General features: G+C 64.4%; 22 protein-coding genes. 15 read left to right on the forward strand and 7 right to left on the reverse strand.

Going from position 1 to position 26,801, the window contains the following annotated elements; all coding sequences use genetic code 11:
- Nucleotides 1-51 precede the first annotated feature (51 nt).
- The 4 genes from DXK32_RS23305 to DXK32_RS23320 all read left to right on the forward strand — a co-directional run bounded on the left by DXK32_RS23305 (nt 52) and on the right by DXK32_RS23320 (nt 4,243).
- Nucleotides 52-1,542, forward strand: coding sequence for a PLP-dependent aminotransferase family protein (locus DXK32_RS23305; protein WP_114860687.1), 1,491 nt, complete (start codon nt 52-54; stop codon nt 1,540-1,542).
- Between the two features lie 136 nt (nt 1,543-1,678).
- A complete protein-coding gene (locus DXK32_RS23310; protein ID WP_114860688.1) occupies nt 1,679-2,380 on the forward strand; it encodes a glutamine amidotransferase in 702 nt (233 codons plus the stop codon).
- 101 nt (nt 2,381-2,481) lie between these two features.
- Nucleotides 2,482-3,129, forward strand: a complete 648-nt coding sequence (locus DXK32_RS23315) for a DedA family protein (RefSeq protein WP_247877305.1) — start codon at nt 2,482-2,484, stop codon at nt 3,127-3,129.
- A 547-nt stretch (nt 3,130-3,676) separates the two neighbouring features.
- Nucleotides 3,677-4,243, forward strand: coding sequence for a hypothetical protein (locus tag DXK32_RS23320; RefSeq protein ID WP_114860690.1), 567 nt, complete (start codon nt 3,677-3,679; stop codon nt 4,241-4,243).
- A gap of 596 nt (nt 4,244-4,839) precedes the next feature.
- On the opposite strand, the gene DXK32_RS23325 is transcribed toward DXK32_RS23320, so the two are convergent.
- Together DXK32_RS23325 and DXK32_RS23330 are read right to left on the reverse strand one after the other, a co-directional pair.
- Nucleotides 4,840-5,094 (reverse strand): hypothetical protein, encoded by a 255-nt coding sequence (locus DXK32_RS23325; RefSeq protein ID WP_079285710.1) that lies wholly within the window; start codon nt 5,092-5,094, stop codon nt 4,840-4,842.
- A 44-nt stretch (nt 5,095-5,138) separates the two neighbouring features.
- Entirely contained in the window at nt 5,139-5,927 is a 789-nt protein-coding gene (locus tag DXK32_RS23330; RefSeq protein WP_114860691.1) for a DNA/RNA non-specific endonuclease, read from the reverse strand.
- 671 nt (nt 5,928-6,598) lie between these two features.
- Between DXK32_RS23330 and DXK32_RS23335 the strand changes: the two genes are divergently transcribed.
- Nucleotides 6,599-7,006 carry a ribbon-helix-helix domain-containing protein gene (locus tag DXK32_RS23335; RefSeq protein ID WP_107685985.1) on the forward strand — a complete coding sequence of 136 codons (408 nt, stop codon included), beginning with the start codon at nt 6,599-6,601 and terminating at the stop codon, nt 7,004-7,006.
- A 10-nt stretch (nt 7,007-7,016) separates the two neighbouring features.
- Here the strand turns inward: DXK32_RS23335 and DXK32_RS23340 are convergent, their stop codons facing one another.
- The gene (locus DXK32_RS23340) at nt 7,017-7,445 is read right to left on the reverse strand and encodes an Lrp/AsnC family transcriptional regulator (RefSeq protein ID WP_051141069.1); all 429 of its coding nucleotides are present in this window, start codon (nt 7,443-7,445) and stop codon (nt 7,017-7,019) included.
- A gap of 155 nt (nt 7,446-7,600) precedes the next feature.
- Between DXK32_RS23340 and DXK32_RS23345 the strand changes: the two genes are divergently transcribed.
- The 6 genes from DXK32_RS23345 to DXK32_RS23370 all read left to right on the forward strand — a co-directional run bounded on the left by DXK32_RS23345 (nt 7,601) and on the right by DXK32_RS23370 (nt 12,896).
- Entirely contained in the window at nt 7,601-9,016 is a 1,416-nt protein-coding gene (locus DXK32_RS23345) for an iron-containing redox enzyme family protein (RefSeq protein WP_114860693.1), read from the forward strand.
- Nucleotides 9,013-9,348 carry a Rieske 2Fe-2S domain-containing protein gene (locus DXK32_RS23350; RefSeq protein ID WP_035683850.1) on the forward strand — a complete coding sequence of 112 codons (336 nt, stop codon included), beginning with the start codon at nt 9,013-9,015 and terminating at the stop codon, nt 9,346-9,348. The genes DXK32_RS23345 and DXK32_RS23350 overlap by 4 nt, the downstream gene beginning before the upstream one ends.
- Nucleotides 9,335-10,642 carry an APC family permease gene (locus DXK32_RS23355; protein ID WP_162801319.1) on the forward strand — a complete coding sequence of 436 codons (1,308 nt, stop codon included), beginning with the start codon at nt 9,335-9,337 and terminating at the stop codon, nt 10,640-10,642. The genes DXK32_RS23350 and DXK32_RS23355 overlap by 14 nt, the downstream gene beginning before the upstream one ends.
- Nucleotides 10,643-10,724: 82 nt before the next feature.
- Nucleotides 10,725-11,174: a ribbon-helix-helix domain-containing protein gene (locus DXK32_RS23360; protein ID WP_114860695.1), complete on the forward strand. Its 450-nt coding sequence runs from the start codon at nt 10,725-10,727 to the stop codon at nt 11,172-11,174.
- Between the two features lie 181 nt (nt 11,175-11,355).
- Complete coding sequence (locus tag DXK32_RS23365) at nt 11,356-11,781, forward strand: hypothetical protein (protein ID WP_114860696.1); 426 nt, start codon at nt 11,356-11,358, stop codon at nt 11,779-11,781.
- Nucleotides 11,782-12,071: 290 nt separating this feature from the next.
- Complete coding sequence (locus DXK32_RS23370; protein WP_059398590.1) at nt 12,072-12,896, forward strand: 3'-5' exonuclease; 825 nt, start codon at nt 12,072-12,074, stop codon at nt 12,894-12,896.
- A 69-nt stretch (nt 12,897-12,965) separates the two neighbouring features.
- On the opposite strand, the gene DXK32_RS23375 is transcribed toward DXK32_RS23370, so the two are convergent.
- Nucleotides 12,966-13,616, reverse strand: coding sequence for a protocatechuate 3,4-dioxygenase (locus DXK32_RS23375; protein ID WP_114860697.1), 651 nt, complete (start codon nt 13,614-13,616; stop codon nt 12,966-12,968).
- A 261-nt stretch (nt 13,617-13,877) separates the two neighbouring features.
- Between DXK32_RS23375 and DXK32_RS23380 the strand changes: the two genes are divergently transcribed.
- From DXK32_RS23380 to DXK32_RS23400, 4 genes are all read left to right on the forward strand, one after another.
- Nucleotides 13,878-14,522 (forward strand): hypothetical protein, encoded by a 645-nt coding sequence (locus tag DXK32_RS23380; protein WP_162801320.1) that lies wholly within the window; start codon nt 13,878-13,880, stop codon nt 14,520-14,522.
- Nucleotides 14,523-14,614: 92 nt separating this feature from the next.
- Nucleotides 14,615-15,298 carry a thiaminase II gene (tenA, locus tag DXK32_RS23385; protein WP_114860699.1) on the forward strand — a complete coding sequence of 228 codons (684 nt, stop codon included), beginning with the start codon at nt 14,615-14,617 and terminating at the stop codon, nt 15,296-15,298.
- Between the two features lie 48 nt (nt 15,299-15,346).
- Nucleotides 15,347-15,715, forward strand: coding sequence for a DUF4186 domain-containing protein (locus tag DXK32_RS23390; RefSeq protein ID WP_205215812.1), 369 nt, complete (start codon nt 15,347-15,349; stop codon nt 15,713-15,715).
- 649 nt (nt 15,716-16,364) lie between these two features.
- The gene (locus DXK32_RS23400; protein WP_114860701.1) at nt 16,365-16,982 is read left to right on the forward strand and encodes a recombinase family protein; all 618 of its coding nucleotides are present in this window, start codon (nt 16,365-16,367) and stop codon (nt 16,980-16,982) included.
- 124 nt (nt 16,983-17,106) lie between these two features.
- Here DXK32_RS23400 and DXK32_RS23405 read toward each other — a convergent pair whose 3' ends face one another.
- The 3 genes from DXK32_RS23405 to DXK32_RS23415 all read right to left on the reverse strand — a co-directional run bounded on the left by DXK32_RS23405 (nt 17,107) and on the right by DXK32_RS23415 (nt 26,395).
- Entirely contained in the window at nt 17,107-21,528 is a 4,422-nt protein-coding gene (locus DXK32_RS23405) for a hypothetical protein (RefSeq protein WP_162801321.1), read from the reverse strand.
- A 368-nt stretch (nt 21,529-21,896) separates the two neighbouring features.
- On the reverse strand, nt 21,897-25,478 hold the full coding sequence (locus DXK32_RS23410) for a DEAD/DEAH box helicase (protein ID WP_114860703.1): 3,582 nt from the start codon (nt 25,476-25,478) through the stop codon (nt 21,897-21,899).
- Nucleotides 25,478-26,395, reverse strand: a complete 918-nt coding sequence (locus DXK32_RS23415; RefSeq protein ID WP_114860704.1) for a hypothetical protein — start codon at nt 26,393-26,395, stop codon at nt 25,478-25,480. Before DXK32_RS23415 ends, DXK32_RS23410 begins: the two co-directional genes overlap by 1 nt.
- Nucleotides 26,396-26,801: the final 406 nt, after the last annotated feature.

Below are 26,801 nucleotides of genomic sequence, written 5' to 3' on the forward strand. Positions count from 1 at the left end.
CGAGCAATGGCCTGATGTGCCCATCCGCTTTATCGAAGAAGGCCAGACCATTTGTTCCGGCATTCCCAGCTTGAGTCCGTGAAGGCGTGGATCGCCAACCCCGCCCACGCGGCCATGCCGCTCCACGCGCGGATCCAGCGGGCCGTCCGGCAGCTCATCGTCGACGGCGCGCTCGGGCCGGGCAAGCCGCTGCCCGCCTCGCGCGCGCTCGCCGCCTCGCTGGGGGTGTCGCGCGACACGGTCGAGGCGGCCTATGCCCAGCTTCACGCCGAAGGCTTCATCGACCGGCGCGTCGGCAGCGGCAGCTTCGTCGCGGAGATCAGCGAGTTCACCCCCGGCCGCCGCCGGTCCCGGCGCGACGCGCTCCCGAGCGACCCGGCGCCGGCGCTCAGCCGGCGCGGCGCCGCCGTGTTCGAGGGCGGTGGTGTGCGCGAGATGCCGGCGCCGCGGCCCTTCGCCCACGGCGTTCCGGAAACCCGGACCTTCCCGCTCGCGCTCTGGGAACGGCTGGAACGGCAGGTGCGCAAGGAGGTCGGCGCGCAAAGCCTGTTCCACGGCGATCCGCAGGGGACCGAGCCGCTGCGCCGGGCCATCGCCGACTATGTGAACCTCGAACGCGGCGCGCGCGCCACCGCCGACCGCGTCCTGGTGCTGACCAGCTCGCAACAGGCGTTGGCGCTCTGCGCGAGCATGCTGTTCGACCCCGGCGACGGGATTTTCCTGGAGGACCCGGCCTATTACGGGGCGCGCAAGGCGTTCGAGGCGGCGGGGCTGGACTGCGTTCCGATCCGCGTCGACCGGCAGGGCATCGTCGTCGATCACATCCTGGCCGAGCCGCAGCGGGCAAAGGCAGTTTTTCTGACGCCGTCACACCAGTTCCCGACCGGCGCGACCCTGGCGCTGGACCGCCGTCTGGCCCTGATCGAGTGGGCGGCCCGGCATCAGGCCTGGATCATCGAGGACGACTATGACAGCGAGTTCCGCTACGCGGGCAAGCCGACGGCCTGCGTGCAGGGGCTCGATCCGCACGGCCGCACCATCTACATCGGCACCTTCACCAAATCGCTCTTTCCCGGACTGCGGATCGGCTACGTCGTGCTGCCGCCCCAACTCGTGAAGCCGATGACCGTCGCGCGCACCCTGCTGGACGGCCACACGGCGCCGATGGCCCAGCTCACGCTGGCCCGCTTCATGGAGGGCGGGCATTTCGGGGCGCATGTCCGGACCATGCGCGGAGTCTACGCCGAGCGCCTCGACGCGCTCGCGGGCCTCGTCCGCAAACACCTGTCGGACTTCGTCGAGCCGCAGGTTCCCATCGGCGGGTTGCAGATGCCTTGTCTGCTGACCGGCGGCCTGACGGAGCGCGCCGCCGTCGACGCGGCGCGGCGGGCCGGGATCGAACTGCTCGGCCTGTCGGCGCTGCACGCCGCCGGTGATGGCAAGCCCGGTTTCCTGATGGGCTTCGCGGCTTACACGCCGTTCGAAATCGAGACCGCGGTTAGAAAGCTGGAGACGGCGCTGCGCGCGGTGGCGACGCCGTAAAGTTGGCAGGCCTCCGGAACAAGGGGAATTGGTCTGGACCGTTGCCGGAAAATGGCTGGGCACAGCGAGCCATTCGTCTGGTATCCGAGAGCCGACCAATCCACGACGCTCCCGGGGCGGGGGCGGGAGGCGACCCATGCACAAAACGGCACTGGCGATCCGGCACGTCCATTTTGAGGACCTTGGCATCTTCGGCGCGGTGCTGTCGGATGCCGGTTATGCGGTCCGCTATCATGATCTCGACGCGGCGCCGTTCACGACGCTCGATCCGCTGGAGCCGGATTTGCTGATCGTCCTCGGCGGTCCCGTCGGGGTCTATGACAGCGACGCCTATCCGTATCTCGCCGAGGAATCCGCGCTCCTGGCGGCACGGCTGGCGGCGGGGCGCCCGACGCTCGGCATTTGCCTGGGCGCGCAGCAGATCGCCAAGGCCCTCGGCGCTGCGGTGCATCCCATGGGCCACAAGGAAATCGGCTTCGGCCCGCTCACTCTGACCGATGCCGGACGGGCCGGGCCGCTTCGCCATCTGGAGGGCGTTCCGGTGCTCCACTGGCATGGGGACGCCTTCCAGATCCCCGACGGGGCGGAGAGCCTGGCGTCGACGCCGCTCTGCGCAACCCAGGGGTTTTCGGTTGGCCGCCACACGCTGGCCCTGCAGTTCCATCCGGAGGTCGATGCGACCGCCGGCATCGAGCGATGGCTGACCGGCCATGCCGCCGAACTGGCCGGGGCCGGCATCGACCCGCGCGTGCTGCGCGGTCAGGCGGCGAGGATTGGTCCGGAATTGCGCGAGGCCGGGCAACGGATGCTGGCGGAATGGCTCCGGGCCGTGCCCTGATTCCTGCACGGCGAGGCGGGATGGGGGGGGCCATTGGTCTGCACGATGCTGCCGATCTGTGGCACAGTCCGCTCCAACGAGCCGCCTCACAGGGAAGTTGAATGAACGACGCAGCAAGGAACATGCTGATCGACGGCATGCAGCGTTGGAGCGCCTTCATCGAAGCGAACGCCTCATGGGCGGAGGTGATCTTCTTCCTGTGCGCCTTCGCGGAGTCCCTGGCCTTCGTCGGGTTCGTGGTGCCGGGCGTGGTGCTGATCGCCGCGGGAGGCGCGCTGGTCGCCTCCGGCGCCCTCGGCTTCTGGCAGGTCTACGTCGCCCTCGCGCTGGGCGTGGTGCTGGGCGACGCCGTGTCCTACTGGCTCGGCCGGGTGTTCGGCGATCGGGTCCCGGCGGTCTGGCCGTTCCGCCAGCGGCCGGAGCTGCTGGAGCGGGGCAGCCGCTTCTTCCTGCGCCACGGCGGCAAGAGCGTGTTCTTCGCGCGCTTCCTCGGCCCGCTGCGGCCGGTGGTGCCGATCACCGCCGGGATGATGGCGATGCCCCACCACAGCTTCCAGACCGCCAATCTGCTGTCTGCGGTGATCTGGGTGCCCCTGATGATGGCGCCCGGCATCGCCATCGCGAAGGGGGTCGGCATCGACGAACTCCTCTCCGGCGCCACGACGACGCCGGCGGTCACCCGGAACGGGGGCGACGCGCCCTGCGTGCCGGCGCCGCCGATCGACGGTGTGGGTTTGCGCATAAACTGAGATATCCGAGTGAGGCACGGTAGGCATTTCAAGGACGGCCTGACAACATAAGTCGCGACTGAAAGCCCCTATAAAGTGAGAATTTCCGCACAGATTTGCGCAAATCCTGAGATCTTCCGCTCCAGCCCGCCCATTCGAATGGTCTTCTGGCATATTGCAGGATCGTTCAACAGTAATGTGAGTGCCGCGCCTCCAACGTAATAGAAAGTGCAAGCCTTCAATTTGCGGCGACACGTGCACAATCGCCCTTAAACGCCCCTAGCCCGGATCATTCATCAGTGTATTGGAACGGCAGCCCGAAGGCGTGTCGATGGGTGGCGCCAACGGCGCGGGATGACGGGACTGGACGAGCAGACCGGAGTTCAACGGTGCCACACTTTTCCGACGGGCTTCCCCAGCGCATCCCCAGTGTCTTCCAGAAACCGAGCAAGCGCCGATGAGGCAGGAAGCGGGCGGCGACAGGGAACCCGTCGTTGCCGGCGTCCGTTTCAAGAATAGCCCGAGCTTCGATCCTTCGAGCCGGTGCGAACCGCCACGGGGACGCCCGATGCCGTTGCTGAGCGACTACATCTCCGAGGCGAACCTGCCCCTGCAGGATGGAGGGACGCTGCTGGTCCGGCACGCGGATGAAGACCGTGTCGGCGATCGCGTAATGTTCGACGCCTGGCGTTACTCAGACCCCCGGTTCGAGAGCTACTACCGCACCCAAAATCCCGAGGCTGGGCCACGGTATGAGGCGGCGCGCTACCTACTGAAGTTTATCAAGACGCCCGTGGCCTGCCTGACCGAGCGTGTGCCGGGCCTGCCTAGAGAAGAGCAGAACGTTACGCTGTTCATCGGCGTGTGGGAGGTGGTTGGGCTGCCCCGCCCGTGTGGGCTAGGCGACCGCGACGAACTTCTGGACATCGACGCGCATGCCGCGGGGTACATCCGTTACGACCCGGCGATGCTGCATCCCAGCGAGGCGTTGGCTGATCTCATCGGGCGCTTAGTGATCGACTGGCCCAAGAATAAGCGCCGCGCGTGGCGACATTGGGCGCACCGACAGGATAAAGAGGTGCTGACAGTACTGACGGAACCTCAGGGGCCGTATGCACCTCGGCGCAGGCAGTAAGAGCGCCTAACAGAGCCATTTCTGGACGGGACCCAGCTGGTCGGCCTCGGCGTCCTCCAGGTCCTGCGCCGAATGCGTGCTGTCGGCGCCGCCCAGGTCGATCCGCTCGCTGGCGGAACGGCGCCGATCAACGAGACGTCCAGTGCCAGCCCGGCAGGCTCCTCAATTGCCACCGCGACAACCAGTTCGTCCACGTCGGGGCCTGCGCCCGGACGCCGTCGGCACCGATCCAGATCACGCTGGTCAGCATCGGCCCGGCCGGCACGCTGTTCCTTCAGCCCGGCATGCCAGCGCCTCCTCCTGGTCGCAGCAGTCAAATGGTCGAGCGCGCCTTCGGCGTCGATCAGCAGCAAGATGATCTTTCCCCGTCCGAACCGGGGCAAGATCAGATACGGCCTCACGCCTGGTCAGGGCACGGCTCAGCAGGTACGGGCCTCGCAGGTCGTCCGCAAGCGCGTCAATGCGGGCGAGGGCTCGGTTGGTCGCCTCGCTGCGTGCGAGAACCGGCCCCAGCGGGACCCCGGAAGCCGTTGGGACCGCGGGTCGGCCTTCGGACGAAACGCGGTGACGTCGGTCCTCAACCAGCCGTACGGCGCTCAGCCGAACGGGTTCGGCACTTGGTCCGGCGGCTTCGTCGCGACCGCCTCGGGCAGGTTCTCCTCGTCTTCCAAGGCGGCAACCACCGCGTCCAGGATGGCCTTCAGCGCGCGGGCGTGCTCCAGGCCTGCGCGGTCCTTGGTGAGCGCGACACTGCCGTAGAGGGACACGCGGTCAGTGCGGTTCTCGACCGTCAGATCGTCGATTTGCAGCGAGTCGGCCTCATCGGCGAAGGGCGTTATCGGCGACGGCATCGGAGCCTCGTTAGGTGAGCGGTGTATGGGGGCGCCAGTCATGGTCACGACCGCCGGCGCGGTTTGGGGTCGGACAACGGCATCGCGATCGCTCTGACCGCCTTCGGGAGTCCAGGAAACACCGCAACCCCGGTCAGCTGTTCCAACTCGGCGATCGACATCACCCGATGGGCCTTCGTGGTGACGTTCTCCACGAGGTAGGCGGCCGCCTGGCGCCGCTGCGGATCGTAGACCGCCTTGAAGGCGTGGCTGGGCACGAGGACGCGGCCGTTAATCCGCTGCAGGCTCTGCCCCTGGAAGACCGGCCCGGTTACGACGTACAGCTCGCCCTGCCGTTCCGCGAGGTCACGGATGCCGCTCTCGATCCATTCCCAGATGAGCTGGTTCATCTTGGGGCTCTGCGGGATCATGTTGGCGAGGCTGAAGCTCTCCTCCTGCGCCGACGATGTCGGCATGTCACCGGAGGGAGCCATGTGCCCACGATCGAACCCCGACCCCTTGTAGTCGTCGAGTTCAGCCCGCTCGTCCGCCGGCAGGTTGGGATCGGCATGGAACCGGTTCCTGCGCTTCAGCCCCCGCGCCGCGGCGAGTCGTTCCGTGGTCAGGTGCTCGGCCGTCCACAGCGGCGTGCGGCTGATCCCGGAATGCAGCAGGGCGTAGCCATCGTAGCAAAGCGGGCGCGTCTTGGCGGCCAGACTTTGCCGTGTCAGATCCGGCGCCTGCCCGGCGACGAAGTGCTGTGGGCACGCGGTGGGGGCCGCGGCGGCCGGCGGAACAACGCCGGCAAAGGCAAGAACGCCGAGAACCAGGACGGCTGCGGTGCGGGGGGACATCGGGCGACTTTCCGGCGAGGCGTGAACGGAGCGGCAGTATGTCGCGTCGCCGCGGTCGGCTGCAAACACCCCGTCGAGACCAATACCGCGGAATGCCGGGGCTTTCGTCGGCGAACCGAGGTGACGAATACGGCCGATCCTCTTTCCATGGCTGTGGCTTCTGCCGATCGTCGGAGCGGCCTCCGCCTTGGCGCGCGTCGCCGCGCCGACGGACTTCGGAGTCCGGGAGCGCCTCGTTCAGGAGGCGATCGACGCCTGCATCCCGCTTCGTGCCCATGCTCCTGCGGCACCATGCGGAACGGCCGCCGCCGTCATCCGACCTGAAGCGGGTGGGACGTCCAAAGAAACCCAGAAGCTGCGGCGTCCGTATGGTGTAAGTGTCTGTCGACCAAAGAAATTGTTTTACGCGTGTCGGCGGTCGTTCAATTCATCGGGATGCGACATGGCTGGCCGCTTGCAGGCTTGGACCATTCAATGAAAGCGGCCCGGAGCGACCGCAGACGCCCGTGCGGGGTAATCCTGCAGCGGTCGGCGTTGCTGAAATGGACAGCAAAGAGGACGTTACGTGGGCAAAATCCACAACACATTCAACCTCAAGAACTTTCGTTTTTTATGAAATCAACCGAATTACGTGATATTGCCATTTCATCGCGGTATGGTAGATTGCCCATATGCTGTCGCGCTATGGTGCGGGCGCAGTTTCCAAGGGGAAGCGATCCTATATGGCAGTGAAACCCACTCAAGATTCAGAGTTGGATTTAACGGACGAAGCTTCTTGGCTGGTGGGTCGTGAAATTCGCCCGATCCGTATCGGTAAAACCGTTCGAAAAGTGGTGTTGAACCGTACGGTATGGGTGATCTTGGAGGAAATCTGCCGATTGGAGGGCCTAAGCCTGCACGAGACGTTCGAGATGCTTGCGGATCGCTGCCGCTCCACCCGCGCCAGGACCCTGGGCAGGGCCGCCGAAGTGTTCGTCGTCGCCTACAACCGGCAGGCCGTCGCGCCGCTCCAACGTGAGAATAACGATCGAGAGCAGATTAGGCCGAAGTTCGTAATCACCATATCGCGTGTAAACTGACGGGCCGGGGTCAACGTCGGAGCCGGTTGAAGCGTTCCTTCAGAATGACGCACGTGTTCACCCGCACCACGCCCTTGATCGCCTCGATCCGGCCCCGCACGTCGTTGAGATCCTCGAGGCTGCCGGTTTCCACGGTGAGGATCATGTCGATCTCTCCGCCGATGGACTGGCTGAGCTTGACCTGCGGGATTTTCTCGATCTCCTTCGCGACCTTCTCGCAGATGGGGCCCGTCAGATACAGGATCATGTAGGCCGATACGACCGGCTTGGGCACGGGGACCCCGCGCCGGATCGTAAAGCCGGCGATCACGCCGGCTTTGACCAAGCGCTGGATGCGGGCGTAGACGGCGCTGCGCGAGAGGTTGACCTTGCGCGCCAGTTCCTGAACGGATTGGCGGCCGTCCGCTTCCAGGTGGCACAGAATCAGCTCGTCCACCATATCCACATCTCCAGGCTGTTGCCCCACCATCAACTCCGCACTACTGGACATATTCCGGCAAATTGACGTTACCGCCGGACGTATTGATGGGTCAAACTGGACATTACGATTTGTAGCCTCCTCGTCATCGCGACCATGACGAAGGGTAGTCCGCAATGTCTGGTAATGCTGTCGCCTGCCGGCGCCACGAGGTTTCGCGCGCTGATCTGAACGGTCTCGCCACGCTGTTTTCGTCCCATCCCCTCTTCGGCCAGCCGATGTCCTTCCTGAACGAGGACAACCCGTTTCTCCGTCCACTCCGCCGGCAGGACGCCGCGACCATCGACCTGACCGTCAAGCTCGCCCCGTCGCAGATCGCCACCAACGCCGCGCTGTTCGGGCAGCGCCTGCTCACCACGATCTACGAGGCCGAGCTTCTGTTCCTGCCGGAAACCATGGACCGGCCTCGCCGCGAGGCGTTCGCCGCCTTCTATGACGACGATCTGAAGTGCCTTGGCGAACGGCTTCGGCCCGGGCTGGAACACCAGCTGTTCGGCTTTCTGGACGACGAGATCGAAACCTCCGGCCATTGGACCATGCCGTCGTTCCGCGCCTACGCGGAGCATGCTCTGGCGCAGGCCAACACCGGCGAAAGCGCGGTCGTGCGCGCCATCCTCGAGGCGCGCAACCCGGCCACGGCCGCCGACGAGTTCCTGGTTCAGCTCTCGTCCGACTTCATCACCGAGGCCTCGGCCATGGCCCGCAATGTCTTGGGGAATTACGGGCCGGCGCAGTCGGGGCTCTTCACGATCCTGATCGACGAGTACGGCTACGGGGTGCCGGCGTCGAAGCACTCCACCATCTTCGAGACCACGCTGAAGAGCCGCGGGCTGGATCACCGTCCCCACGCCTACTGGCAATTCTTCCTGCCGTCGTCGCTGGCGCTGGTGAACTACTTCCACCTCGTGTCGCGCAACCACAAGCATTTCGGCCGCTATGTCGGTGCTCTTCTCTACACGGAGGCGACGCTTGCCGAAGCGAACCGGCAGCAGTCCGAGATGCTGCGCCGGATCTTCGGCGCCGAGGTGGACACCCGCTATTTCGACGAACACCACGAGATCGACGCCCACCACGGCCGTATGGCGATGGAACGGGTGATCGTGCCGTTGGTCGAGCGGGTCGGCGACTGGATCCTGGCGGACGTCGTGCGGGGCTTCGAGGAGTTCAAGCTGCTCCAGACGCTCGCGGACAAGGATCTGATGGACCAGCTCGCGTTCGGCGATCGGCTGTTCAAGGCGCCCATGGCCGGCGACTTCTGCTCCTCGCATCCCGACATGTGGTCCGGCCCCGACGTGCTGACGTTCACCGAGCCGAAGGGCGAGGTTTCGGTGCTGCACATCCACGACCAGGCCGAGCTTTTCCAGGTCACCGAAGGTGCGGTCGAGTTCACCGTCGGCCCGCTGCACTCGATCGAACTGGCGGCGGGGCAGTCCATCGTCATTCCCGGCGGCCGCCTGCACGGCACCAGGGTGCTTTCCGATACCTGCTCCTACCGCATCCGCAAGGCCGCCGGCCTGGGGCTGGCCGCATGAGAGTCGTCGAATTCGACCGCACGCAACACAACGGCGTGCTCGTGGACGAGACCCACTACTTCCTGCTCGCTCACGAAGGGCACAAGCCGTTGCTGTGCAGCGGCAAGTGCCCCCACCGCGGCGGCCCGCTGTTCCTGGGCACCGGCAACCATAAGACCGGCTCGATCAAGTGCCCCTGGCACGAGACGACCTTTCCCCGCGCGATCCTGGAACGGCAGAGCGTCCCGACCGTGATCGTGGGCAACCGGGTGACCGCCGTCTTCGACGTTCCCGAGGATGCCGGTCTGGCCCCCTTCCACCACGAGAGGATCATCGCCAATGAGCGCTCCTGACGCCAACACCCTGCGGCCGACCATCAGCCTCTTCGGTGCGGTGACGCTGGCGATCGGCATCGTGGTGGGTGCCGGCATGCTGGCGCTCCCCGGTCTGGTCTATCAGCAGGCCGGAGGCTGGGCCCTCTGGTCGTGGTGCCTGGACGCGGTGGTGGTCGCTCCGCTCCTGGTGGTCTTCGCCAGCCTGGGCCGACGCTTCCCCTCGGCCGGCGGCGTGTCGGGCTTCGTCGCGGAGGCCTTTCCCTGGGCGGCCATCGGCACGTCCTACCTGCTGCTGGGCACCTTCGCGCTGGGCATCCCGGCCATCGCGCTGACCGGCGCCACCTACATCGTCCAGGGCCTCGGGACCGACTCCGCCACCGCGCCGGCGCTGACCGCCGCGGTGGGAGCGGTCCTGCTCGGCACCGGTCTCCTCGCCACCTGGGCCGGCGCGAAGTTCGCCGGCCGCCTTCAGGACATCGTGGTCATGGTGCTGGCCGGCTGCCTGATCGCGGTGGCCTTGGGCGCGGTCCCGCACTGGGACGCCATCGACTTCCGCGCGGGCTCGCCGTCGCTGTCCGGCCTGTGGGGCGGGGCGGCCCTGGCCTTCTTCGCCTTCACAGGCTGGGAGATGCTCGCCTTCACCGCGGAGGAGTTCAAGAACCCCAAGCGCGACTTCCCCATCGCCGTGGTGCTCAGCTTCGTGGTGGTGACCGGGCTCTACCTCGGCATCTCGGCGGCGGTGCAGGCCCTCGTGCCGCTCGACAGCCCACAACTCGCCGGCGCGCCGTTCCTCGCGGTGGTGGAGAACCTGGCGGGCGGGCGAGTGCCGGGCGTGGCGGTCGCGGTTCTGGTGACCGGCATCATCGTGGTGAACCTGAACGGAGCCTGCTGGGCGGCGTCGCGCCTGCTGTTCGACATCGGCCGCCGCGGATGGGCGCCGGCCTCGCTCCGCCTGGGCACGGTGAATGGGAGCGGGACGCCGCGGGCCGCCGTCGGCGGAATGGCGCTGATCTTCGGGTCGGTACTGGTCGCGCAGGCCGTGGGGATCGTCTCGCTCGAAACGCTGCTGATGACGGCGGGGCAGAACTTCTTTCTGCTGTATCTCGCCAGCGGTGCGGTCTACGTGGCCCTCGGGCGCACCGCGGCAAGCCGGATTTTCGGTGGCTTGGCGGTCATGGGATGCCTGCTGTTCGCCAAGGCCTACGGGTGGGGGCTCGTCTACGCGGTGATCGTGTTCAGCGTCCCCTATCTCGCGAAAAGGATCTTCCGTCCATCCCGGACGGCCGGCGCCGACGCGTCGACCGGTCCCTGACTCCACACGGGGCAGGCACCGCAGCGGCCGCAAGCCGCCATGGTGCCGACCTGTCGCGTCTTCGCCTACCAAGGGCCGAGCCATGAACGATGAGATGTTGACCGCACCCGGCAACGACGACCGGGACGGGACCGGGAAGAAAGCGAACCGCCGGAGGAGCGAGCCGTCCCAGCGGGTCGGCAAGACGCAGTCGCCGATGATGAAGGCAGCGCTGGGGCAGGTGAACCGGGGCGTCGCCCTTACGCCGGGCCGCAGCATCAGGATCGACGGTCGGCGAACCACCATCCGCCTTCAGGATGCGCTCTGGGATGCGCTGCGTGAAATCTCCAAACGGGAGCGCCAAGGTGTCGACAGCCTGTGCACCGAGGCCGCCCGGAAGCGTCCGGCGGGTTTGTCGGTCAGCGCCGCGATTCGGCTGTTCATCGCGCAGTATTTCCGTGAGGCTGCCAACGAGGATCCCCTCGACTCCGAAGCGCCGGCGACGGACGTCCCGTTCGACAGGACGAGGGCGGGCAAGGATTGGAACGGGTGATGGACCGATGGGGTGCCCGGTAAAGACGCTCCAGTCGCAGGCTGGTTGCCACACCGCGCGCCCATAGGTGGATTCGGCGGGGACGCTTTTCCCCGTATGGCATACATTGGGAAGAAGGGGATGCATCCAGCCCCACCGTGCGGATGCCGCTCCGCATCGTTGATGGTGATTGGTGCCGCTGATGAACCGCCGCCTTTTGTGCCTTGCCGTTCTGGGGCTCACGACCGCCGCTCCCGCGGCGGGCCGGGAGGTCGTCACGTGCCAGTCCTGGCGGCACCAGCCCATCGACGTCACGAGCGACAGCCGGATCCCCGCCTTCGTTCCGGACCGGGGCTGGGTGAGCGTTCACCCGCGCGGTGTTGAGGGACCCCAGCCCGACGGCCCCTGTTCCACCGAGCGGTTCCTCGCCCGCCTGGCTCAGACCACGATCGTGCTCACCCTGCGGAACGCCCGGCTGGTGGCCTTCTGCGCCCCACGAGATGTCGGCCCCGACGACGTGGAGGCCGCCGTGCTCGTCGATGGCGTCGACCTGCAACGCATTCTGGTCGATGCGGCGTTGACCCAGCCCATGGACGGCACGCCGCGCCGCGATTGGTGTTCCCGTTGACACGGCAGCGTTTTGCATCCGGAGCCGGCAGGCGCGGCTCCGTCCAGAAGCGTTCGATGAGTCCCAAGCCCTTCATTCCGCAATGGCCGCACCGCGGACCCGGCCCCAACCGACGCAGCGCCGCATCGGGGTCTTCGGCGGCGGCACAATCGGGCGGTCCGCTCCGCTGGTGAACGTCGCGGTGTACCGTCCATGCAGCACCATACCCGCGGTGCCAGGGAGCGGTCATTTGTCCGTTGTGCTTCTCCGATCGTTTGAGGAGCATGGCGCCGCCGCACCCCGGAGGCCCCATGCACCACGATACGCTGCTCTGCCTCGACATCGAGACGATGCCGGACCGCCAGATCCTTCCGGCGGACTGGCCGGCGGAGAAGTTCCCGCCGCCGCACTGCCACCAGATCGTGGCGATCAGCTTCGTCGAGGCGGCCATCGACCGGTCCTCCGGCGTCGAGCGCTACCGTGTGACCGAGTGCCGCTCCGGCGGTGACCTCGACTACGACGAGGAGCGGCTGATCCGTGGCTTCTGGAAGCACTTCGCCCGGACGCTGCCGCGTGTGGTCACCTGGAACGGGCGCGGCTTCGACCTGCCGGTGCTGCGCCTGCGCGCGATGGTCTACGGCGTGCCGGTGCCGGCGTGGTTCCAAACCGGCGACAAATGGAACGGCTACACCCAGCGCTACCAGCCCGACTTCAACTGCGACCTCATGGAGCAGGTCGCCGACTACGGCGCCTCACAGCGCATCGGCCTGCAGGACATCGCCGACCTGATCGGCCTGCCCGGCAAGATCGGCGGCCACGGCAGCGAGGTGGCCGACATGATGGCGCGCGGCGAGCTGGAGAAGGTTCGGGCCTACTGCGAGTCGGACGTGCTGACCCTCTACGCCGCCTATGTCCGCTGGGCGCTGCTGACCGGGCGCACCGACCCGGCCGGGCACAACGCCAGCGTCGACAGCTTGGTTGAATGCCTCGTGCGCGAGCGCGCCGACCGACCACACCTCGGGACATTCCTCGACCTGTGGCAGGCCTCGACACGGCCCGCCCCAATGCATGTGCCCATACCGCGTCCTGCGCTGGTTGCCGAACCGCCGCATCTGCCGAGCGAACACGTCCTCTGAGGCGGTGCCGGCTTGGTGGATCGGACCGCTCGCCGGTGTGGAGAGCGGAGACCGATCCTCCACGGAGGATCAGAGGTCGAGGACGATGTCGAAGGTGCCTTGGACGGCGCCCGCCTCGAGGCCGTCCGCCGCGGTCAATGGAATGATCACGCTGCGGCGCGCCTGCGGGTCGCGGATGGCGTTCAGCAGCCCGTCGCGGGCGTTCAGCGGTTCTCCCTCGATGTACATCTGCGTCACGAACCGCCCGGTGCCGGGCACGATCACCGCGTAATGGATGTGCGGCGTGCGGCCGGGATAGGGCACCGGCCTGATCGTCCGGAACCGGTAGACTCCGTCCAGGGCGACCGCCGCCCGCCCGTAGCCCTGGAAGTTCCCGTCGAACCGGTCGTGGCCGGGTGCCCGCGGATGCCGGTAGATCCCCTGGGCGTCGCACTGCCAGATTTCGACCACCGCGCCTGAGACCGGCCGCCCGGCGCGGTCGAGGATCCTCCCTCCGATGTGGGCGATGGTGCCCAGTGCCTGGGCGGAGGCCCCATGAACCCGGACGAGGTCGTGGTCGACGTCCGCGGGCAGGCTGGTCGGGTAGAACGGGCCTTCCGTCTGGCCGGGCGTCGGGACGAGGGGCGTGGCGCGGGCCGGTCTGGAGAGCAGGACTGTGGTGCTCAGCGTGGCCATGCCCGCCATCAGGGTGCGGCGGCTGACGCTGCGGTGTTCCGGCATGGCCGCCTCCCATCCTGTGCTCCGGATGCACGCCGGCGGCGGGCGATCCTGTCCACGTCATATGGGACGCGGACGCGTTGCCGGTGAGAGGGGATCCAAGGCGAATTCCATCGGCGATGGGCGGGAATGCGAACGCATTGAGAACATTCGGCAAGTGCCGTATCGTTGCTTTTCTGGTGCGCTGCCTCCTCCAGGCTCTCGAAGGGGGCAGCCGACAGCTGGAGAATGGGAACCGCGGGCGCATGCGGAGTGGGGAGAAACATGGCGATGAGGGTGTTCGTATGGTCGCGCGCCGAAATCGAGGACGGGGCCGCGGAAGGTGCCGATGCCGTGATCTCGGTGCGGCTGCATGCCGATCGCGGATCGTTCGAAACCCTCGACACCGCGATGGCGCAGGCTGTCCTGGGCGACGTGGACGCCATGCTGGTCCTGCGCTGCGACGACATCGGCGTGCCGCGGCTGGGGGCGCAGCGCGGGCCAACGGACGAGCAGATCGCCACCGTGATCGATTTCGCGCGGGCGATCCGTGCCGGCCGGCCCGACGCCACGCTGGCCATCCACTGTGAGCACGGGCGAAGCCTGTCCCCGGCATTGGCCCTGGCGGTTCTCGCCGACGAGCTCGGCCCCGGCCGCGAAGCCGAGGCGGCGCAGCGGCTGCTCCGATTGGACCGCGATGGGATCATGGCTCCCAACCCCCTAGCGGTGCGGCAGGCCGACGATCGGCTGTGGCGTTACGGTGCCTTGGAGGCGGCGTTGGCGGCCGCGGCGCCGCGCTTTGCGGCTGTCCGGGACACTTGGAGCCGGGTAGCCAGTCCGGCTGGCGTCCGGGCCGCGCCCCGTCTTCAGAGCAATCGAAAGCGGCGGATCCGTGCGCTCGATCAAGACGAGCAAGAGATCCGGGAGTAGCGCGTTTCGTTGCCCCTGCTGACGTGGTGCTCCACAATGCGCCACTGGCGGCATTGCCAAGTCCACACATCAGAACCCGGAGGACCCGATCGATGACGGTAAGCAGCGCCGTGGACCTGTTCGACCGTTTGGCCACGGAGGCCGCCGACGAATGGGCGGCTTACGTCGACCACACGTTCGTCCAGCAGATGGGACGGGGGACGCTGCCGGTGGCCTCTTTTCGCCACTACTTGGTGCAGGACTACCTGTTCCTCATCCACTTTGCCCGCGCCTATGCCCTGGCCGTCTACAAGGGCCAGTCGCTCGACGACATGCACGCCGCCTTCGGCGGGCTGAAGGCTATTCTCGACGTGGAGATGGACCTGCACGTTCGGCTCTGTGCCGGCTGGGGCCTGTCCGCCGCGGAGCTGGAATGGGCGCCGGAGGCCAAGGCGACGCTGGCCTACACGCGGTATGTGCTCGAGACGGGGCTGCGCGGTGACCTGCTCGATCTGCACGTTGCCCTTGCTCCCTGCGTCGTGGGCTATGCCGAGATCGGCACGCGCCTCGCCGCCAGCCCATCGGGTTTAGCAGCCGGCAATCCTTATCGTTCCTGGATCGCCGAGTACTCGGGCGACACCTACCAGGAGGTGGCGGCCGGCGCGCGTGCCACGTTGGACCGCTTGGCCGCACGCGGCATGACCGAGCAGCGGTTCCCGCAGCTACTGACGACCTTCCGGCAGGCCTGCCGCCTGGAAGCGGATTTCTGGCAGATGGGGTTGACGTGTGCAGACTGAGGTCCCGGCCGGAGGGTGGTTACTAGATGGCATTTCCACGGAGTGGCGATGGGCGCGATCAGGGATTTGGATCAGGTGTTTTCGGGACTGGCCCGCTCTTCTTTCCGTCAACGCTTCCAGCTGGGGGTCTGCGAGCAGGCCTACCTGCGGGACAAGGGGTTTCCGACGGTGCTGGATCACGCACGGGACTTCATCGACAAGCGGCTTGTGCCAGCGGAACCCGTCAACGACGGAAAACAGACGCCGTTCCGTGGGCATCCGGTGTTCATCGCGCAGCACGCCACGGCAACATGCTGCCGGAACTGCCTGGAGAAGTGGCACGGCATTCGCCGCGGACAGGCCCTGAACGCGGAAGAACGCTCCCATGTGGCTGCGGCGATTGAGCGTTGGCTGCGGGAGAATGCCGCGGAGACGTGACGCCGGCGCCGTCGATTGGACGGTGCTGCCGCCACGGCAGAAAGGCCCGTTTCCGCTCTCGATGCGGGGTCGCTACCGGCATACGGTGACAAGAGCGGCTCCACCGTGGTCTGCCGATCCTTTGGCATCGGCACGTCGGCGCACCCGGTAGCAATCGCCTTCACCCCTGTTTAGCAATGTGTTTGGCTCAGCGCCAGCACGCGGCATGAGTGCAATTTGGCCATCGGATATTCAACCGTCCTTGCGCCAAGTGTGGTGATCAGCTAGGCTGCGTTTCTAATATTGATCATTTTTGTGGTGCTATATGGCGAAAAATACTGGAGACGGATATCGGCGCGGTTCAGTGAATGATCGGACACAGGTCCAGAACCCGGTTAACGGGAACTGGACGAAGCGTGATACGGACACTGGCCGCTTCATCGATCAGAAGAAGGGCGGCGAGCCGTTCAAGGGGGTTGCGCGGGAGGAGGATAAGCGGCGGAGCTGAGTGTGCGCCCTGACGCTCTCGGTCCTACCGGATCGAACTTGTCTACAGCTGGCGCCATCGGTGCGCGGCAGAAAGGTGGCCTTTTACCACACCCGCGACCCGGAACCCGGCCCCCAGGCGGAGTGTTGCAAAAGTCGTGGCAAAATTCTGTGGTGAAAGGGCATGGGGAAAGCCGCTACCACACCTACCACTCCGCGTCTAATCGGGTATGCCCGAGTGTCTACCGACGACCAGCGGTTGGATCTGCAGATAGATGCATTGACCCAAGCGGGGGTGGAACCCGAGGCCATCTGGACCGATACTGCGTCGGGCTTGACTGTCGCACGCCCCGGCTTGGCCGGGGTGCTGAAGGCGGTGCAGCCCGGCAACGTTCTGGTGGTGTGGAAGTTTGACCGCTTGGCTCGATCGACCTTGGAGTTGCTGAAGATCGCCGACCAGCTCAAGCGCAAGGACGTTGGCTTGCGCAGCCTGACGCAGGGGATCGACACCAGCGGCCCGGCGGGAGCTTTAGTTTTTGCGGTGCTCGCGGCCGTCGCGGAAATTGAAGCGACCATGATCTCCGAGCGGACCATCGCTGGGATGGAGGCGGCACGGAGCCGCGGCGTTCACCTCGGGCGGCCCCGGAAGCTGACCGACAAGCAATGTGTGATGATCGAAACATTGCTCAAGAACCGCCACGGCGGCCAAACGGCCAGCCAGGTTGCTGAACAGTTCGGGGTGGAGCGTACGACCATGTACCGTGCTCTGCGAGAACATCGCGCTCGAATGGGCAAGAGGTAAAAGGTGATGTTCGGTGGTGGACTGAGGGATGACGGTAATCGTTTAGTTGCTCCTTGATGCCGTGATGTCTGGCAGGTTGATATTATTGGATGTTGTCTGCACTAAGGACCGCATCCCGGTCTGTCTACAAGAAACGGCGGACGACGCGGCGTAACTCTCCGGGTCGATGATCTTCCGCCCAGACGTCGTGATAGATCTGTCCTAATTCTTGCCAGAGAATTCCGTTCCACCGTCGGTTCGGACCTGCATTCTCGGCTGGATTAGGCCAAGCGCCGCGCTCGCCGACCCCGACCCAGAGCGGTTTCACCCCGCGTTTGGAGAGGATGAATTCAATCGCGTCCCTGCGCGCTATGCAGAACGAGTTCCGATCGTCGGTGCTCGACACGATGGTTGGGCGGCCGCTCGCGTCGACGTAGACGCCAGGTGACCTTGAGTCGGCCGTGAGTCCGAGTTCGCGGAGGAGCCAAGTGCTGGGCACCTGGAGCGAAATGCCGCTTGGGAGCGCCCCGTCGAGATGGCTTTCCCATCGGTATCCACGGCTAAAGCGGAGATAGCGCAACTCGGCCGAGCGAAAACTATCCGACGTGACCCATTCGGTTTCCGGCCATGTTCCACGGACACCGGCCTCATAAAGGTAGGGGCCATCGGTCACGTCGCCCCAGATCATCCAGTTGTGGAAGTCGGTTCCGGTCCTTCGCGCTTTAATGACGAAGTCCCTGAGATCACGTGGTTCAACGCCAACCATTAGCACGAAATGGAAATCGTTAAGGCGCAAAGGCGCCCCGATGTGGTCATGTCCCGGCGCGTGATCGGTTTTCCGGGAGCCGTATCGGTATAGGGTGAGCCACAGTCCGGCCTGAGCGCCGAGATCGGGGCACAGACCCAGGCCCAGCCGCTCGGCGGCGACGCCATCCTCGAACACCCAGTCGAACATGGCCGCCGTCGCGACCTCTCTGATCGCGAGGCGAGGCACTGACGGCACTTCGGCATGGTGGATGGCACGATCGTCCCCGTTGCGGGGCCGCACCGTGGGCTCGAGATCGCGGATGAAGGGAAGATCGAGCGGCGTGTCGAAAGCCTTCACCGGCTCCGATTCCCACTCGGACACAAGCCAGTAGTTATCGGCGAGCCGCGCCATCAGTTCGTTGTACGCGATCCGTTGGTACTTCTTACCGATGCGCTCGATCCACTTTGAGCGGGTGGTCTCGTCGCCTGCACCATAGTCCCGTGGGAACAGCTTCTTGCTCCACCCGAGGCGCACCGCCCGGCGCGCTATCCATAGCCGCGCCTGTTCCTGGTCTATCAAGATGAGCTCGTCATCGTCGCCTCCGGACCATCCCCTTCTGCCCCCCAGGAATGGTCGGGCATCGGCGTCAAATTGCCTTTGGCCGCGGGTACCGAGCAGTCGTAAGAGCTCGGCCTCCGCTTGGCGTCCCACTTCGGTCAAATAGTTGCTCTCCCCCCGACTGTCCGAGTCGCGTGAGTCTCTCCTGGCCGTCAGTTCGATGATCGACAGAAGGGTGGTGCGCAATTCATCGCCGTCGATGAAGTTCGACCTGAATTGCGCGTAAGCCTCTTCATGCCGCAGCGGACGCGGCTTGGAGAGCCGGATCGACGTGAACGAACTAACGCGACTCTTAACCACGTAGGTCCCGAAGTCGCCGCCCCAGCCGACGGTCGAGTGGAAAATGCTGTGGTCTCCCACCGCCTCGCATTCCGCCCTCACCTTCGCCTCGTCGAGTCCGAACCGCGGCGCAGTGCTTCGATAGGGGGGGCGGCACCGTGATAGGTCGCAGTCCTCGGGAAGCGAACCTCGCTCGGCTGCCGCCTCAATGATCAGGCGCGCGTAGTCGCGAAGCAGCACGTGCTTCGGAAGATCTTCCTTCCTGAAGATATGTTGCCAGACGCTCGCTGCGGATGTAGTCAACCGCTGCGGATTCGGATCGCGAAGGCAGGCTCCCGCTATGGCGGCAAGGACCCGCTCCAGGACGTAGATGTCGTCTACGTCTGCGAATCGCGCGAGGAATCCCTCTTGCGCGGCGGGGCGACGTAACAGGATCTCGGTCGCCGCCTTGGTCGCGCGGTCGCGCAGCGCCCCATTCGTCGAGGTAAAGAGCCAGCCGAGGGTCGTGAGGGCAAGCCGGATCACCTCGTTGCTCGCCGATCCCGGCCCTGGCCCGAGCCCCCATTCCGTAAGGCGCATCGCCGTGCCTCGGACATCTGGCTCACCATTGATCGCGACGGTCCAAAACGCGTCGCGTTCAGGCATGTTGCGCTTGGCGAGGTTCCGGTGCAGCAGTTCGGCATTCCAGGGATGCCCCTCTACGACGGACAACTCGATGAGGAGGTCGGTCGGGGTCCGAGGCCACTCCATCGCGTTCAAGAACTCGACAGCCCGTCGCCCGAACGATCCGTGCTGGCGCCAGCGGATGCTCTCGACGAAGGCATCCTGCACTGTCTCGTCGTTCCACCATCGACGCCAGCCGCCGGGCATATGGTCAACGATCTCGGCCTTCCACTCGTCCGCGAACTCTATTGCGAGTGCGACAAACACGCCCCGCCAGTCGTACTCGACGCCCCAAGGCCCGATCAGGAATGCGAGAGGTCCGTCTTTGTCGAACGGATTCTCCGGACCGGAACAACTCTGCCTTAGGCTTCTGGCGATCAGTTGGTCCTGGATGCGCTGGAAGGCGAATCGCAGTACGTCCTCGCGTGCGTCGAGCGGGTCGTCGAGCGCAGCGGGATCGTACTCGGGAGGATCTGAACGCAGTAGCCCGCGCAGCCGCAGCAGATCCACCCAGGATTGACCGGGTGGAGCCTGGTGGCCCCTGAAGGCTGCGTCCAGTATACGCGCTGCCACATGGCGCTCGATGTAGTCCACCCGTGTGCGAGCCATCTCGGCGGCGATATCGAGCACGCCTCGAATGAGCGGCGCCTCGAACTCGTAGGTCCCGTCGTACTCTGTATGGAGCGTTGCCGCGGCGGCGTTCAGGTAGAACCGCATCATCTCACGCGCGCCACGCAGCCCAAGCGGAAACTGGCATTGTCCCTTCCGCTCAAGTGCCACGCAGGTGGTTCGCAGGAACAGCGGGTTGATGAACTCTGGCGGAAGCCATGGCGAGGGGGGACGCGCTATCCCGCGCCGATCCATGTAAACCGCCGCTGCCTTCTCCTGCTCCCCCGGAGTTTGGAACCCCTCGATTTCGATCTGCGCCGCGTCGACGCGGGCAGCCTGTGCGAACACGCGGTCTGAGTAGACGTCGCGGCACGAGACGCAGAGCGCCAAGCGCGGGCGTCGCCGCACCTCGGCGGCGAAGGCGGCCAGCCGCTCGCGCCAGTAGCGCGCGCCTCCGCCCTCGTTAAGGGCATCGATGGCGATCAGGGCACGCGTTCCTCGCGACGCCGCGGCGGCCTCGAGCGCGCCCAGCAGCGTGTCCGTTGTCATCCCGACCAATTCCAGCCGCCGCGCGATCTGAATGCCCGGCTCTTCGCCATAGGTGAAATCCGTGCCGAGAAGCATTATGGCCGGTTCACCAGCTTCGAGCGCCGCCTCCACCTCCGCAGCCATCAAATGAGATTTGCCGCTCCCGGCCGCGCCCTCGATGATTGCGTACCGAGCTTGGTCTGCGCGCTGGTACTCGGATTTGAGCCGCGCCCCCAGAACCGAGAGGACATTCTCGACTTCGACAATCTCCTCGTGCATGTGCCGGATATGGTAGCCGGCGGTGCCCGTTGTATCAATTTCATCTAGGCTGGAGATGATCTGGCGTGTGGCCGATACCGCTGCCTTGATCACCCCGAGCCAAGCTTCCGTCGGGAAAGTTTTCTCAGCTCTGAGATCGCGGTCTAGCGCAAGAGCAGAGAGCTGGCCAATCGCAACGAACAAGGCAGCGTACTTGCTGGCGACTTCCGATTCGGGGTCGGGCGGGCCGGGCATGGCCCTCACAGCGTCATCCGCAAGGCGCGCGAAGTCGTTCCGCCAGTCCCGACTACCCCTCAGCGCCCGGAAGAGGCGGCTCGCCTGGAGGTCGACGTGGTCTTCGGGATGATAGCGCTCGTCAAGGGCCGCGACGGTTCGTGCGAACTTTTCCCGGAACCACCAGTCTGACAACTCCCTGTCGGCGAACCAGTATTCGCGAAGCCCAGCCGCCGTGGGAATAGCTAGCAGGCGCTCGATCTGGCTTCCGCCGAGGAACTCGAACACGACTTCGCGAGGTTTAGCGGCGGCCTTCCAGCGCTCGCGGTGGTCATTCCACTTCTCTCGCGCGGACGTGCCGCGTCCCTTCTTAACGTCGGTGAGGTCGCACGGCATTGCGATGATGATGCGGACGAGTGCAGGATGCGTGTCGAGCGCGGTCCTCACGGACCCGTCTAGAGCGGACCAGTCGATTTCCCCCGCACGCAGGTAGAACTTCGCTTGGTAGCCAACCTCGCTCCCGTCGACGCACACCCAATAAGCTTCGATGCCGCCGTCGCCACCGGCTCCCTCTATGGGACGGAACTCAGCGGCTCCCAGTGGCGGATCGATCTCGGCGAGATGGCGCACAAGGTCCTCGAACGAGCCGCGCCAGCCGTCTGGACCTCCCCTAAGCCTATTGAAGTCAAGCATGGCCACTAAGGAATATCGCTTCTCTCAGCCGTCTTCCGCTCATGCGTGTCTGTTGGGGCGAAAAGGAGCGGCCGGCGAGCCCGCCTCTGTTGTGAAAGGGAGAGCCGACTCCGAACCCCCTGATGGTCCGCTTTGCGCCATGAGCAGCCATACCTGAAAGGCAGGTCATGACCCGAAGCGGACATAGAGGCAATGAAAATGTAAGCATCCGCCTCTTGCCCATGATGGCCATGAGGTAGCTTTCTGATAGACTAGAAAGCTGACGTTTGAATACGGGCAGCCCTGCCTTCGAGACGAGCAAATAATTATGCATGGCGGTGTCGAAGGTAAGCGGAGCCAAATATTGTTGCAGTCCTAACCTGCAAATCGAAGTCATAATGCTCTGGATCGTCGATCCATTCTTCAGGTCTGTCGGATTTAGCTACCACGTTCCCAGCGGGATCGAGCCATGTCAGCCCCTCAATTGAAGAAAGCGGCGAGACCGAGACATTCTCCATTAGGAAGGTATCGGCTGGACGTATAAGCTTGGCCGGGAGTGCGATTTCCGTTCTTGTACTCGCTATTTCCGACACGCCGCAACGGCTGTGTACCCAATCCCGAATTTCCCGTGGATCGAGAAGGTTGTTTGCATCAGTTTCGGTCGATCTTTCCTCGTAGTACAACTTCGCATCGGCTTCTGCCTGCCGACGGTTCACGGCATTGCCTCTCGCCAGCAAGAAGGCCGCGACGGGATCCAGCGTGCCCCAGTTCACTAGCTCCTTCAGCCAGAACGTAATCCATGGGAGTCCGCTCCTAGGCCAGTCGTCGATCTCGAGCGCACGTACCGGACCGACCCCGTCGACGTTGTCCATCAGGAGGCTGACCAAGCCGCCTAGGCCCCAGTTCCCACGATAGATAAAGTTGTCATTGGCGAACTTGAACCATTTTGTGCATTCATCGGGACGCGGCTTTTGTTTGTGCTGGAGCGTTCCACACGCGAGCCACCAGCGGAGGACGAGCTTCCAGCTCACATTTTTCTTCAGTACCGGTTTGATTTCAAATGCAGGTACCACAGCGAGCGATTCCAGCACCTTTGCGATGAAATCTAGCTGGTCCTCTTGGCTGCGGTGGGCGTAGTCGTAGCCGGACAGCAAGATTTCACGGAGTTGGTCCACGATTTCCATTAGCACCGTCGCCGATCGGGGCGCAAGGCTGGTTCTGTATATTCTTCTTCGTTGCGTGGGGTCGGGATACAATTGGTTGATCACAAGTCCTCGCGTGAGCCAAGCCTGCTTAAGCTCTTCTTCGTTTTTGGCAGCAGCTGCCGCGTATGTATAACTCCATATGCGGGAGAGCTCGCTCTCGATTTCAGCTGGCTCAAGATCCGCCATCTTTAGCTGTTCGATTTCCTGCAATGCAGCGATCAAGATGGCGTCCAGCGGATCGAGCAGGTTAAGGATGTCATTAGCAGTGTTCCTGGCATGCTCTCCTATTACCGCTACGCGGGACAGCCACTCATCAAAACCTCCAACCTCGTCTAGTTCCGCCCACGCATCGCGCAGTGCATCTAATAGATTCTGAAGCGGGCTGTTGGCGTTCACCATCCCGGCACCGGCGTTAGCGGGTGCCTTGCTGGCCTCCAACATTTCCTTGATGAGTGCGTCATATGCTTGCCGCTGCCGGTTCCAGACCATCCTACCGGACGGGTCCTGTTCGATTTCTGGCAGTATCGCCAGTGAGGCTCCCTCCGACGAAACACCTGGACGCCCGGCACGTCCGAGGAGGTTCGTAAACTCCTGGAGCGACATGCGGCTGGTGCCACGAAAAAGGCTTGGGATCAGCACGGCGTTCACAGGGATGTTAACGCCCTCCGACAATGTGGACGTGGCGATGATGACACGGACCAAACCACGATCAATGACCACTTTGAGCCTGCGCGCCAGCAGCGGTGGGAGTTGACCGTGATGCACCGCAATCCCACGCTTCAGGAGTCGGTACTCGGCCGATTGGTCGGTAAAGTAGTCCGCTGCGCTGGCGAGGCACCTCGTCCAAGCCCTGTCATTCTCGTCGATTGCACTGTAAGCAGGCAATTTCTCGTCCTGCCACAGGTCCATAAGGTCGGCGCAGGTTTTGGCGAATCCCCCGACTTGCTGGGTGATCGAGATAAGCACCGCCGGGCGTAGCCCGTCGCTGCGCTCCTTGGCGAGGTTGAGCGCCGCCCACAATGTCGGGCTCCGCATACGAATGTCGGGACCACCAGTGGCCATGCCCCCTGGAACCGGACCAAAGGGAGCTGGGACGTATGGCGTCTCCTCGCTCGTCCCGTTATTGAAGAGAAGGCTCTGCCCGTCCATCAGGTCGTAACGAATTGAGAAGGCGCCTCGCGAGGAGACTTCAAGCTTACCGACCATCTGACGAGTACTTCGATGGTTCGATGTCACGGGAAGGGCGTCTGGGCCGCCGAGCCAGCGGGCTATCGCGGGTGCGGCCTGTGCGGCGACCGCCGAGAGCGCGATGATCCTAAAGTTGTGCGTGTCTTGCGCGCGGAGCAGGCGCATCCCCAGTTGCTCCAGACGGAGCGCTCGCGATGTACCGGCCGCCAGATCGGCCGCCTTTGCTGGATCTAGTTCAACCATGTGGGCCTCGTCGATCACGACGAGTCGCACGCGGTGTAGGAATAGGGCCCCTAAATAGCGGATTAGGGCGTCCGCCTTTTCGAACGTGCAGATCACGATGGCAGGATCGTCAGATTGTGTCCAGGCGTCGGTCGGTCCCCAGTCCACCCCGCCGTACAGACCGGTCACCACCACCGGGCGTGCATCGATGCCTCGGAGATCCTCCGACAACCTCTGCTCGACTTCCGCCGCGAGGGCGCGAGAGGGTACGAGGTACAGGATTAGGTTCCCCGGACTAATGCCTGCGAGTGAGAACGGATCGCTCTGTTCCGCGAAAAGGCCCTGCACGACGCCGAGGGTCGCGATCGTTGTCTTGCCCGAGCCGGTTGGCGTGCAGAGCACGAACGACCCTTCCTCCTGGAGTCGCCTGATCCCATCTACCTGTGCGGGCCACACCAGTGCGCGCCTGTTCATGAAGGCGGCGCGAGCGAATTGCACGAGTGCTTGGCCTGCCCTCTCCGACGAGCCCGCACGCAGCCGCTCGACATGGGGCCACAGGCAGGACTCCGCGAATCGGCGTGCACTGGCTGCGATTAAGCGTGCCAACAAGAAGGAATATGGGTCTCGGCTGTGAAGGAAAGTAAGCGCCAGGCGGTCTAGCTTTGCAAGGGCGCGCTCAACAGGTACTGAACCTCCTGTTCGGAGGTACGCGCAAATTGTACCAATGCATTTCACGACATGCTGTTCGGTTAAACGGCTAAGTTCCAGTTCCTCTTCTTCCGGAGAACCATCAGAGTAAAACGAATTGAGCTCGTGCTCGTCTCGCCAGTAGCGACCGACTGCATCGAGAGCACCGGGGAAGTCGCCACGAAGAAAGTCCCTCAGGATCACGGAGCCGTGCTCGTCTACGGGCATGCGGCGCAGGTGTCCAAGTGCCATCGCTGGTAGTTCAGCCACTTGGTAGATCGCTGCAGCGATCAAGTGCAGCGGCGACCCCGTGGGTCTTATATCATCCTGAGACAGCCATTCGACGATCTGAGCCGCGCGCTGCAGAGATGCCCGCCAGTTCGAACTCGGCGCCTCCTCACGCTCGATCAGGCCGCACTCGACCAGTAGCATCGCCTCGTCAAGGAGCGAAGCTGTATCAGCCTGCGTGTAGCTCGGCAGGCCCGGTCGGGACATATCGCGGCGTAGCTGCTGGCTGTAGAGCTTAGCATGTGCGGCCAAAAGGGCTGGACGGGCCCTCTCCGCACGAACCGACTGGGCAATACGGAGAATTACCTTGTCCACCATCACTTGCCCCTGTAGATGATGTCCACCATGCCCTCGAGGTCAGGAATCTGAAACTCGAGCCCGATCAGCGAATTCTGAAGCTTGTATTCGGGATGGCGTTTGGTCGGATCCATCCAACTCTCCCGGGTAACCGGCTTCTTCGGTTGCGCACCGACGGCGTACGAGACGCAGTCGTACCGACCTACACTCGTATGGCCACTGCGCCAGAGCTCGAGGAGCGCGGCACGCCACCTTTGAGCCTCGTCCGTATTGTACTTTTTTAGGATGTTGATAAGCTCTCGAATACCGCAGTTCCGAAGTAACGTTGTCGAGAGCTTCGCATGCGCTTCGGCGATCGTAGTATTGCTATTCATCCCAACGCACTTCGCCTCGATGACGAGCACGTCGGTTATCACGCCCGCGTCGTTCATGCGAAAGGCAAGAGCGTCATCGCCGGTACGGCCCGGACGCTTCCCGGCTTCCTCGTCCTGATTGAAGGGGAGCCCTCTCACGATACGCTCGTTGATTGACGCCAAGTGCTGGAGTTCGACGGTGTGGAACCGGAAAAGCATGGCTGGCACCTGCCAGTCGGTGTAGCCTTCTGCTCCCCAGTGCTCTACAGCGAGCGCACCGAGCGCCTCACCAAGATATCCCTGCTGCGTGACCCGGTGGAGGAGGCGCGGGAAATTGGCAGCTGGATCCGAAGCAGGATCATCAAACGAGCAAAGTTCGTCCTCGAACCCCTCCCTGAGGCTGCTCCTCGCATCTTCAAAGGCTTCGTCGAAATAGGCGACCACCTCGTCTTTGAATGGCGCCACCAGAGGCTCGCGTTCCTCCCGCCAAAGCCTAAGTGTGTATTTGGAAATGGAATCGGGAAGCGGAACGCTTAAAAGCCACGAGTCCAGCTGAGTCAGGTGCAGTCGTTTCGAACGAATCAATTTCTTGCATCCGGGTCGCTTGGAAAATGGTAGATCATATAAGGTTTCGACCAAAAGGTATATATACCGAGAATCAGGTGCATTGATTCTGCTATGATGCCGCAGCCCATAAAGCCGGAGGTGTCGGTACCGAAGCAATGGCTCAGCGCGGCGAGCCAATCCCGGCAGCTGCACGGACCGATAGGGAGGTCCGCTCCTGTCGCAAAGCGGACGATCCCGCCGCCCAGGAAGGAGCGACATCCGCCAATAGGAGTGTGGTGAAAGGGGAACCTGCTCCGAAAAGCCACTCCCTTGCCAACACGCATGTTCAGGGTCATCATCTTGCGTGCTGAGGCTGTGCGGGTAGAGGGGCTTGCCCCGTCCCGGTCGAAATCCCGACAGCGCTGTAACGGGGCACGCCGCGGCG

This window comes from Azospirillum brasilense, from assembly GCF_003349955.1.
GTDB classification, from domain to species: domain Bacteria; phylum Pseudomonadota; class Alphaproteobacteria; order Azospirillales; family Azospirillaceae; genus Azospirillum; species Azospirillum brasilense_B.

What these genes read in the sequence shown, in the direction of transcription:
- DXK32_RS23320 (WP_114860690.1), top strand. Translation starts at nt 3,677, where the DNA reads ATGCCGTTGCTGAGCGACTACATCTCCGAGGCGAACCTGCCCCTGCAG.
- DXK32_RS23310 (WP_114860688.1), top strand. Translation starts at nt 1,679, where the DNA reads ATGCACAAAACGGCACTGGCGATCCGGCACGTCCATTTTGAGGACCTT.
- tenA (WP_114860699.1), top strand. Translation starts at nt 14,615, where the DNA reads ATGACGGTAAGCAGCGCCGTGGACCTGTTCGACCGTTTGGCCACGGAG.
- DXK32_RS23315 (WP_247877305.1), top strand. Translation starts at nt 2,482, where the DNA reads ATGAACGACGCAGCAAGGAACATGCTGATCGACGGCATGCAGCGTTGG.
- DXK32_RS23345 (WP_114860693.1), top strand. Translation starts at nt 7,601, where the DNA reads ATGTCTGGTAATGCTGTCGCCTGCCGGCGCCACGAGGTTTCGCGCGCT.
- DXK32_RS23350 (WP_035683850.1), top strand. Translation starts at nt 9,013, where the DNA reads ATGAGAGTCGTCGAATTCGACCGCACGCAACACAACGGCGTGCTCGTG.
- DXK32_RS23370 (WP_059398590.1), top strand. Translation starts at nt 12,072, where the DNA reads ATGCACCACGATACGCTGCTCTGCCTCGACATCGAGACGATGCCGGAC.
- DXK32_RS23365 (WP_114860696.1), top strand. Translation starts at nt 11,356, where the DNA reads ATGAACCGCCGCCTTTTGTGCCTTGCCGTTCTGGGGCTCACGACCGCC.
- DXK32_RS23355 (WP_162801319.1), top strand. Translation starts at nt 9,335, where the DNA reads ATGAGCGCTCCTGACGCCAACACCCTGCGGCCGACCATCAGCCTCTTC.
- DXK32_RS23335 (WP_107685985.1), top strand. Translation starts at nt 6,599, where the DNA reads ATGCTGTCGCGCTATGGTGCGGGCGCAGTTTCCAAGGGGAAGCGATCC.
- DXK32_RS23325 (WP_079285710.1), bottom strand. Translation starts at nt 5,094, where the DNA reads ATGCCGTCGCCGATAACGCCCTTCGCCGATGAGGCCGACTCGCTGCAA.
- DXK32_RS23410 (WP_114860703.1), bottom strand. Translation starts at nt 25,478, where the DNA reads ATGGTGGACAAGGTAATTCTCCGTATTGCCCAGTCGGTTCGTGCGGAG.
- DXK32_RS23375 (WP_114860697.1), bottom strand. Translation starts at nt 13,616, where the DNA reads ATGCCGGAACACCGCAGCGTCAGCCGCCGCACCCTGATGGCGGGCATG.
- DXK32_RS23340 (WP_051141069.1), bottom strand. Translation starts at nt 7,445, where the DNA reads ATGGTGGACGAGCTGATTCTGTGCCACCTGGAAGCGGACGGCCGCCAA.
- DXK32_RS23390 (WP_205215812.1), top strand. Translation starts at nt 15,347, where the DNA reads ATGGGCGCGATCAGGGATTTGGATCAGGTGTTTTCGGGACTGGCCCGC.
- DXK32_RS23330 (WP_114860691.1), bottom strand. Translation starts at nt 5,927, where the DNA reads ATGTCCCCCCGCACCGCAGCCGTCCTGGTTCTCGGCGTTCTTGCCTTT.
- DXK32_RS23360 (WP_114860695.1), top strand. Translation starts at nt 10,725, where the DNA reads ATGAACGATGAGATGTTGACCGCACCCGGCAACGACGACCGGGACGGG.
- DXK32_RS23380 (WP_162801320.1), top strand. Translation starts at nt 13,878, where the DNA reads ATGGCGATGAGGGTGTTCGTATGGTCGCGCGCCGAAATCGAGGACGGG.
- DXK32_RS23400 (WP_114860701.1), top strand. Translation starts at nt 16,365, where the DNA reads ATGGGGAAAGCCGCTACCACACCTACCACTCCGCGTCTAATCGGGTAT.